The sequence below is a fragment of the Rhizobium leguminosarum bv. viciae USDA 2370 genome, from assembly GCF_002008365.1.
Taxonomy (GTDB): domain Bacteria; phylum Pseudomonadota; class Alphaproteobacteria; order Rhizobiales; family Rhizobiaceae; genus Rhizobium; species Rhizobium leguminosarum.
Genome location: NZ_MRDL01000026.1, coordinates 1 through 8,700 on the forward strand (window position 1 = coordinate 1; position 8,700 = coordinate 8,700).

The window sequence follows — 8,700 nt, forward strand, 5'->3', positions numbered from 1 at the left end:
AATGATGGTGGCGGCATAATCGAGGCAGAAATCCACTTAGCGAAACGCCCGAAACTGTTCAGACAAACCGAACCAGCTCTATCGACGCGAACGATCCGGATTTGGCCGCCGCCGCCTGCGGGGCGCATGTCGACTGTGCAATGGCGATTGCCCAGACTATCTTTGGGATGATCTATCAAACGGCCGCTGCAAGCCTCCTTGCCAAAACCTTTGGCTCTACCCGCAACAAAGAGAGGCCGTTCGATGGTAATGCCGGAAAGCTATCTATATAAGCGGCGAACAAAGTTATCCGCATGGCGGAAGCAAACATCAAACAATCGGGGCAAGCATGACATCTAACCTCACAGGACAGAAGCATGCCGAGGAAAGACTAGGCGCAGCGCTTCAACAAATGAATGATGCCATTCGCGACTTACACAAATCCGGGATTGACGTTGATATCAGCACCCTCACCATGCACACGTCGCGTGGCCCGATGATCCAAGTCGACCTAAAGGCGTTCCGCGCATATGGAGCGCCGCCAGTGTTCCGGTTGGTGGGAGAATAGATGCGATGACATTGGACATTTATCGCCGTCCCGCAATATCGCGTGCCTGTGGCCATCGCGCCTCCACCGGTGGCCGGTTGCAAGCCTCGGTTAGAGAGGGCGAAGGCGAGGATGTGTCCACACACGGCAGCGCCGCGGCGTTACGTCGAGACGCACTGGCGCGAGTCTGCCCTGCGGTTCGCACTCGCAGACGCCGGCTGGATCGTCAGCGAGATACGTTGGTGCGTCGGAAAGCCCGATGATCGGTGGCTGAGCGTTCGGGCGAGTAGGGCGTGACGCGCACAGTCAGGGGCCGTCGGTTTATCATGACCATCGTCGGACATAACGCAACATCGGAGCGCCGATGGCGGAGTTCGACGTCTCCTACTGTCCGCGGCGCGTCGTGCGCGGCGATCATGATAATCATGTCGATCGCTGGTGCCCCTGACTGACGTCATCGGCGAGGACACGTGCGCGCCGCTGAGCCAGATGCAAAAGGACAACAACCTCAAGTTAACGACACGGTAACGAAAGAGGTCCTGAACGCACACGGGATTGCAGCACAATAGCGATTGGAGTGCCGTTCCGCTCTATACGCAGCGCGTGGCACGCTCCGAGCTTCTGAAATCAGCGGAGGGCTAGGCCGTAGTGACGATTTAACTATTTGAGCCAAATAGCGATAGCGGCGAGTTTAACGAAGCCCATGAAGTTTGCGAGCAGCTTGTCGTATCGGGTTGCGACGCGTCTGAACTGTTTGAGCTTGCTGAAGAAGCGTTCGATACGGTTTCGCTCCTTATAGAGATCGGCGTCATAGGGGCGCTGGAGCTTGCGGTTGCGTTTCGGCGGGATGACGACGTCAGCACCGGTTTCAGTGATCTTGTCGCACAAATGATCGGCATCATAGCCTTTGTCGGCAATCGTAGCGGCAGCCTGGATGCCATCGACGAGATCGTGAGCAAAGGCGATGTCGTTACGCTGTCCGGGAGATGCGATCAGACGAACCGGAAGCCCGAGTGCCTCCGTTGCAGCATGGATTTTGGTGCTTAATCCGCCCCGAGACCGGCCCAGGCCCTGGGCATCCGCCCCCCTTTGACCTTACGCGCCCCTGCCGCATGCTGGTGCGCCCGCACGATGGTGCTGTCGATCATCAGCCATTCCAGGTCTGCTTCTCGGGCAAGCATCGCCAGCATCTCATCGAGCACACCCATTTCGATCCAGCGGTAGTAACGCCGTTTCACCGAGCGGTAGTCGCCCAGTCGCTCGGGCAGGTCGCGCCAGCGGCCGCCGGAACGGGCCATCCACAATAGCGCGTCCAGAAACAATCGATTGTTCGTGCGCGGACCACGTTTGCCCCTGGTCCCTCCCGGTACAAAGCCTCTGATCCGTTCCCATTGATCATCCCGAAGGGCATCGCAATCCATCACTGACCTCCAAAAGTCAGCGTTGAATCTGATTTGCTTGCCCTTGGGAATCCCAAGACGTTAAATCGTCACTACGGCCTAGGTGTTTAGTCCCGGCATTTGATGGATAGGATCGATGATGAATCGATCTGGCTCGGAAGTCCACCTTTTGCAGATGAACTCGTAGGGGGTGAGGCCCTTTAGTGTCTTGAGCCTGCGCCCAAAATTGTAGGCGTCGATGAAGTAGGCGAGATGCTTTTTCAGTTGTGCGTGATCGTCGTAGTGGAAGCGCTTGACAGTAGCTTCCTTGATCGTTCGGTTCATCCGCTCGACCTGCCCATTGGTCCATGGGTGCTTAACCTTTGTTAGGCGATGCTCGATCTCGTATTCCTCACAGACTCGGTCGAAGATGTGCTGGAAAGCATTTTGGTCACAGGCTCGGTTGGTGAACTGGATGCCGTTATCGGTCAGGATAGTATGGATGGTGTAGGGCACCGCCGCGATCAGGTTGCGCAGGAACTGGGCGGCATTCATCTTGCCAGCTTTGGCATAGAGCTCAGCGAAGGCGAACTTGGAAGTGCGGTCAATCGCCACGAAGAGATAGAGCTTGCCCTCGGCCGTCTGCACCTCGGCAATATCGACGTGGAAATAGCCGATCGGATAACTTTTGAACTTCTTCTTCGGCTCCTTGTCGCCTCCAACCTCCGGCAGACGTGAAATGCCGTGGCGCTGCAGACACCTGTGCAGGGACGAACGCGTCAGATGCGGGATCGTCGGTTGAAGGGCATAGAGGCAGTCATCAAGAGGCAGCAATGTATGCCTGCGAAAGGCGACGATGACGGCTTCTTCTTCAAGGGAGAGGATTGTCGAATGCGGGTCCTTCGGGCCTGTCGGAAGATCGGCCAATGACGTCCGTCTCTTCCATTTGGCTATCGTCTTCTGATTGACCCCATACCGCTTTGAAAGCGCTCTCAGGCTCTCTTCACTATTTTGTATTGCTCGACGGATTGCCTCTGTCGTTGTGGCGCTCCCGTGTAGAACCTGGCCCATAGTGCCTCCCTCCATTCTAAGGAAAATAATGCACCATCAAATGCCGGGACTAAACACCTAGACCATCCCCGTGATCTTTTCGTTCCGGCCGCGGGTCACTCCTTTTGGCCAGCCGGGTTGCTTGTGAGATCAGTCACCGAATGGCGGTCAGCTTGGTGCCGGCCCTCTTGGGCCGACGCCGTGCCTGCCACGGCCAGGACGCTCCTCCAACAATGAGCATACCAGGCGCAGGCGCTCCCGCGCAGGCTCCAGTTCGCGCACGGCTTGACCGGAAAAAGGGCAGCCGCAGGAGGGTTAGCATAGCTCCGCTCCGAACGAACCCCGGACGACTGCCCCGGCAAGCCGTTCCGCCTGGGGCGCATCAGTGGTGCCCCCTCATCTCGCCTCGCCTCACCAACAACGCCGATGATATTCAGTTTGGGGCAACCAAATCAGTGCTTGGCGGATTCGGCATTCAATGCCTGAGGATTTGGCTGAGAAAGAGCTTCGTCCGTTCGTGCTGGGGATTTGTGAACAACATCTCCGGATTGCCTTCTCGACGATCTGGCCGGAGTTCATGAAGATGACCCGGTCGGCGACCGCGCGGGCAAAGCCCATTTCATGGGTGACGCAGACCATCGTCATGCCGTCACGGGCAAGGCTTGTCATCGTGTCGAGAACTTCCGAGACCATTTCCGGACCGAGCGCGGAGGTCGGCTCGGCCGGCGACCGTGGAGAGAAGCACCAGTTTTCTCAACCGCTTATCGCGCCGTTACCGTGGCCAACGTTTGCACCGGCGCTCTCAAACGTTATCTTCATCTGGTTCACTCGCCAGAGTTTCAGCTTGTACACGGCGCACCTGAACATCAGTCCGGCGTCTGATCCTTTCGTCTGGTCACCTCCCCAACTCCGATGTCTTCTGTCGCAATTGCGAAGGGGTAGCCGAAGGGATCGTGGTTCGCAGGATCGCGCCGTCGGCAATCGGCGCACCCGGCAGCCTTTGCCGGCGCTGTCTATCCTGCACGTGACGAGGAAGGGGGCTGGCCGAAGACGAACAGGCCGGCATCTGCGATCCACGCTGATGCCGGCCGAGATGGGCGGAACTTGGCAGGGGAAAAAGCTATCCGTGGATATAGGCAGCGGACAGCGGTCCGAGCTGCGCCGAGATCTGTCGCCACCTCGCCGGCTGCGCGCCGGTGCGGGAAATCATCGCTTCGATCAAGCCGGTCGATAGCGCATGCTTCAGTTTGGGGTCACCGCTTCGCATGCCGAGCTCGATCAACTCGAATACCCTCTGGCGGTCTTCAAGCGATGAAAAACGCTCGGCGATCAGCCATCCCAAATCCGAATAGAGGGCGTGCATGGCGGAGAGATCGATCGGCTGGCCGGTTGTCGATCCTGCTTCCAGGGCCGGCGCCCCACGGATTTTCTGCGTCAGTTCGGATGTGATTGTGCTGGTATCCATCGATGTCGTTCCTTGTCCTGCTGAAATCGTTTGGCGCGGCCGTTGGCCGTCAGTCCGGACGAAAGGCAGAAGCGTTGTCACTGGTGATCCAGGTTGGCCCTTCGCCACGTCCGCTGACGAGCCACGCCAGGCTGACCCCGAGCGCTTCGGCAATCATCACGAGGCGGTCGGGGAAGGGAGCGTCACGATCGTTTTCCCAGTCGATCCAGGTGCCTGCCGCGATGCCGATTGCGAGGGCGGCGGCTTCGACCGACAGGCCGTTCGCGTCGCGCGCCAGCGATATCCGGCCGCCGATGGTGTCGTCGGTCGTGTAGAATGTGTCCGGGCTGTCGATATACAACTGTCGCTCCTGCTCGATCTTGCGAAGATGCTCACCAGCACGATGGTGCTGGGGAGCATGATGTCGGAGATCAGCCTTCCTCGCCGATCCAGCTCTTCACCTGGTCGGGGTGGTCGGCAATGTACTTGTCGACTGCTTCATCATAGGAGCTCTGCTGCGCGGTAAACATCGCCGCTTCCAGATCGGGAATCGGCAGCTTCATGCGCGACAGGAAGTCGGCAACCTTGGGATTTTCCGACTTGAAGTCCTTGCGCGCCAGAATGTCGACGTGCTCGGCTTCACCCAGCGACTTTTTCGGGTCGTCGAGGTAGCGCAGCTGGTGCTTGCCGAACATCCAGTGCGGGCTCCAGGCGGTGGCCACGAACCACTTTTCGCCGCGCACGGCGCGATCGACGGTGGTCAGCATGCCAGCTTCGCTGGAGATCTGCAGCTTGTAGCTGCCCAGCCCGTAATCCTTCTCGGCCTTCTCCGAAAGGCGCGTTAGGCCGGCGCCGGGGTCGATGCCCTGGATGGTGCCGGAGAGCTTCTTCTGGACGTCTTCCTTCTTGAGATCCTCGATCGAGCCGATCTGGTCTGCGGGAATGTAGTCCGGGACCACCCAGCCGAGCTTGGCGCCGTCATAGACGGTGCCGAGCGTCTCGACCTTCTCCTTGACCTTGGCATAATAGTCCGCATGGGTCTGCGGCAGCCAGGCCATCATCATCGCATCGAGATCGCCGCGGCCGACACCCTGGTAGAGCGGCGCCACGTCTGCCTGCACAAGCTCGACCTTCTGCTTGAGCTTGGTCTCGATCAGCTTGGCAGCGAGCTTAGTGACGAATTCGGCGTCGGACCATGCGGCCCAGCCGATCTTCACCGCCTTGGCATCCGCAGCCATGGTCGCTGTGACGGTGCCAACGAGAAGGGCGGCGGCGAGGCCGAGGGTCGCGAGTGTTTTGAACATATGTGCTCCTTTTGTGAAGGTTCGCATTAGACGGGTCGTTGCCCGCAATGGTCTGACGCGGGGGTCAGGCGGTAGCGGTCGCCAGTTCCTCGCGCTCGGTCTTGCGAAACAGTCCCAACCAGAAGGCGGCGCTGGGCTTTCCGAGGCTCTGGGTGATCCGGTCGAGAATGACGGCCAGGATGACAACGGCGATACCGCCTTCGAAGCCGGTGCCGACATCGAGACGCTGGATGCCCGTCAGTACCGTGTTGCCGATGCCGCCGGCACCGATCATCGAGGCGATCACGACCATCGACAGCGACAGCATGATCGTCTGGTTGATGCCGGCCATGATCGAGGGCAGGGCATTCGGCAACTGCACCTTGAAGAGCAACTGCGTGGCGGTGCAGCCGAAGGCATTGCCGGCCTCGATGAATTCGCCATCCACCTGGCGGATGCCGAGATTGGTGAGGCGGGCCACCGGTGGCATCGAGAAGATCACCGTGGCGATCGCGCCGGGTACGGCACCCAGGCCGAAGAACATCGCGGCCGGGATCAGGTAGACGAAGGCCGGCATGGTCTGCATCAGGTCCAGAACAGGGCGCACGAAGGCGGCGACAGAATCCTTGCGCGCCATGGAGATGCCGAGCGGCAGGCCGACCAGCATGGCGATCAGCGTCGAGGCGATCACCAGCGACAGCGTCTCCATCATCGGGCTCCAGAGGGCGATGTGATTGACGAGCAGCAGGCCGAGCGCGGTAAACACCGCAAAGCCGATGCCCACACGCCAGAGCGACAGGATCACGAAGATCGCGATGCCGACAGGCATGGGGATAGCCAGCAGGGCATTCTGGATGCCATCCGTGACGAAGCCGATGGTCGCGGCGATGGCGTCCAGCAGCGGTGAGAAATTGTCGAGGACGTAATTGACGGCAGCGTCGATGCCGCTTCCGATATCGAAGTACATAGTATATCCGATGTGTTTGGGGTCAGCTGGCGCGATCGAGCGTTTCGAGCAGCGCCGACTTGCTGATGGAGCCGATATAGCGGTTGCGATCGCAGACGACGGGTACCGGCCATGGGCTGGCGGCGACCTTGCCGAGCACGTTCGACAAAGGCTCGGAAGCCGGAATGGCCTGGATCTCGGTCAGGAAAGCGCCGCGATAAGGGTCGGCTGCCTTGGCCCGCATCTTCTCGATCAGCGAAGTTTGGCTGATCATGCCGTAATAGGTCTTGTCGCGGCCGAGGATGATCGCGTATTCACGATCGAAGTTCTTCATCCGCTCGAGCGCTGCGGCAGCGGACACGCCTTCGCGCTCGATGATCGTCACCTGCGACTTGCGGGCAACATCGCCGGCCTTGAAGACATGGGCGACATCGACATTGCGGAAGAACGAGCGAACATAGTCGTTGGCCGGCTGGGTGACGATTTCGTCGGGCGTGCCGACCTGCACGACATTGCCGTTCTGCATGATGCAGATCCGGTCGCCGATGCGCATAGCCTCGTCGAGATCGTGGCTGACGAAAACGATGGTGCGGCTGTGTTCCGACTGCAGGCGAACCAGTTCGTCCTGCATTTCCGTGCGGATCAGCGGGTCGAGGGCCGAGAAGGCTTCGTCCATCAGCAGGATCGTCGGCTCGCTGGCCAGTGCGCGGGCAAGGCCGACGCGCTGCTTCATGCCACCGGAGAGCTGGTCCGGGCGGCTGTCGGCATAGCCATCGAGGCCGACGGCCTTCAGCGCCGCCAGTGCCTTCTGCTTGCGGCCGACCGCGCCGACACCGGCGACTTCGAGACCGAAGGCGGCGTTGTTGAGGACCGTGCGGTTCGGCAGAAGTGCAACGGATTGGAAGACCATGCTGATGTCGCGGCGGCGAAGCGCGGTCAGCTCGCTGCGCGACATGCCGGTGATGTCGCGGCCATCGATCTCGATCGATCCGGAACTCGGTTCGATCAGTCGGTTGAGAAGGCGCAGCAGCGTTGATTTGCCGGAGCCCGACAGGCCCATGATCACGAATATCTCGCCGGCACGAATATCGAAACTGGCGTCGTTGACGCCGATCGAGCAGCCCGTTGCTGCATGAATTTCAGACTTGGTCTTTCCGGCCCGCAGTAGTGCGAAGGCTTTTTTCGGATGCTCGCCGAAGACTTTGTAGATGTTCTTGAGGCTAATCTTGGTCGTTGCCGATTGTGTCGGCACGTCTCTTTCAGTTGCAGAATTCATATAATTTGGGCGCCGAGCTCAAGCGGCCAGGCATTCTCCTTTTTTAGCCGATGCTTGTCGAGACGACAGTATTTGCTGCGCATTCCCAAGTGTCGGTTATATATTCAACGTAGCAAAACGCTATTGATTTAATCAAGTATCTGGCCATCCAAGTATGGCTCTGCCACCATGGCAATCATCGACAGTAACGTCTGCATTCAGCGCTTCATGTTCCTTTCGAAACAAAGCGCTTCGGCGGAGGAGTTGAACGTTATGTAGGTGGATATACGCTCGATGTCCATACGAAAATGAAATTTATTGCCAGCTGGTCATTGTGATGGCGCAAAAATAGGGTGTTTTGGGCTTCTGCGACCCTGGCGTTGTGGGCGGCTTCGGGTGCATCCAGCGCTGGGTTGCGAAACGGGCGTGTCGCAAAGCGGTCGGCCGAACGCGTTGAGCTGAAATACGTTCTGCTCTTCACGCCTTATTAATCTTTTGAAGTCCGAAGAGACGCGCGAGCAGATCGTTCTGATCATTGACGGTCCACTCTCCGAAGAAACCAAACCCTATTCGAAGCCACAGCATCGCTTCGAACCCTGCGATAGTTCGACGCGCGGTTTTGAAGGATTGGAATCCGCCGATCTTCGGCATGTTCTTCTTCACGCAGAAATGGTCACTCTCAATGGCGTTGGTGCACGGATGTGGATCTTTGAAACGGCTGACTGTGGCGTGGCTGGGCGATGTCACGTTGTCGGCGACTTAACGGGTGGCGGATAATACGGTTGAGATGACCTCATCGACCATCAGCTACAAGCAC

The 8,700-nt window shown here is 59.0% G+C and carries 7 protein-coding genes and 3 pseudogenes; 1 reads left to right on the forward strand and 9 read right to left on the reverse strand.

The annotated features are described in order from the left end of the window. Positions 1–609: 609 nt before the first annotated feature. Positions 610–823 (forward strand): annotated as a pseudogene (locus tag BS629_RS40505) (class I SAM-dependent methyltransferase); the annotation flags it as partial. Between the two features lie 363 nt (positions 824–1,186). Here BS629_RS40505 and BS629_RS12825 read toward each other — a convergent pair. The 9 genes and pseudogenes from BS629_RS12825 to BS629_RS12865 all read right to left on the reverse strand — a co-directional run. Then, positions 1,187–1,947 (reverse strand): IS5 family transposase gene (locus tag BS629_RS12825; RefSeq protein WP_108565347.1). Its coding sequence is split into 2 segments (ribosomal slippage): positions 1,187–1,608 and positions 1,608–1,947, totalling 762 coding nucleotides; the frame shifts between segments, so codons are not numbered across the junction. A 78-nt stretch (positions 1,948–2,025) separates the two neighbouring features. Then, the gene (locus tag BS629_RS12830) at positions 2,026–2,976 is read right to left on the reverse strand and encodes an IS481 family transposase (RefSeq protein WP_077988267.1); all 951 of its coding nucleotides are present in this window, start codon (positions 2,974–2,976) and stop codon (positions 2,026–2,028) included. A gap of 454 nt (positions 2,977–3,430) precedes the next feature. After that, positions 3,431–3,675: pseudogene (gene glnQ / locus BS629_RS12835) on the reverse strand (glutamine ABC transporter ATP-binding protein GlnQ); the annotation flags it as partial. A 400-nt stretch (positions 3,676–4,075) separates the two neighbouring features. Next, the gene (locus BS629_RS12840) at positions 4,076–4,420 is read right to left on the reverse strand and encodes a DUF7674 family protein (protein ID WP_077988268.1); all 345 of its coding nucleotides are present in this window, start codon (positions 4,418–4,420) and stop codon (positions 4,076–4,078) included. Positions 4,421–4,469: 49 nt separating this feature from the next. Beyond that, the gene (locus tag BS629_RS12845; RefSeq protein WP_011654142.1) at positions 4,470–4,760 is read right to left on the reverse strand and encodes a helix-turn-helix domain-containing protein; all 291 of its coding nucleotides are present in this window, start codon (positions 4,758–4,760) and stop codon (positions 4,470–4,472) included. 70 nt (positions 4,761–4,830) lie between these two features. Then, entirely contained in the window at positions 4,831–5,703 is an 873-nt protein-coding gene (locus tag BS629_RS12850) for a glycine betaine ABC transporter substrate-binding protein (protein WP_077988269.1), read from the reverse strand. A gap of 64 nt (positions 5,704–5,767) precedes the next feature. Then, positions 5,768–6,649 (reverse strand): ABC transporter permease, encoded by an 882-nt coding sequence (locus BS629_RS12855; protein ID WP_077988270.1) that lies wholly within the window; start codon positions 6,647–6,649, stop codon positions 5,768–5,770. 22 nt (positions 6,650–6,671) lie between these two features. After that, positions 6,672–7,904 carry a glycine betaine/L-proline ABC transporter ATP-binding protein ProV gene (gene proV / locus BS629_RS12860; RefSeq protein WP_077988271.1) on the reverse strand — a complete coding sequence of 411 codons (1,233 nt, stop codon included), beginning with the start codon at positions 7,902–7,904 and terminating at the stop codon, positions 6,672–6,674. A gap of 456 nt (positions 7,905–8,360) precedes the next feature. After that, positions 8,361–8,567, reverse strand: a pseudogene (locus BS629_RS12865) (DDE-type integrase/transposase/recombinase); the annotation flags it as partial. Between the last annotated feature and the right edge of the window lie 133 nt (positions 8,568–8,700).

What these genes read in the sequence shown, in the direction of transcription:
- BS629_RS12855 (WP_077988270.1), bottom strand. Translation starts at nt 6,649, where the DNA reads ATGTACTTCGATATCGGAAGCGGCATCGACGCTGCCGTCAATTACGTC.
- BS629_RS12830 (WP_077988267.1), bottom strand. Translation starts at nt 2,976, where the DNA reads ATGGGCCAGGTTCTACACGGGAGCGCCACAACGACAGAGGCAATCCGT.
- BS629_RS12850 (WP_077988269.1), bottom strand. Translation starts at nt 5,703, where the DNA reads ATGTTCAAAACACTCGCGACCCTCGGCCTCGCCGCCGCCCTTCTCGTT.
- proV (WP_077988271.1), bottom strand. Translation starts at nt 7,904, where the DNA reads ATGAATTCTGCAACTGAAAGAGACGTGCCGACACAATCGGCAACGACC.
- BS629_RS12840 (WP_077988268.1), bottom strand. Translation starts at nt 4,420, where the DNA reads ATGGATACCAGCACAATCACATCCGAACTGACGCAGAAAATCCGTGGG.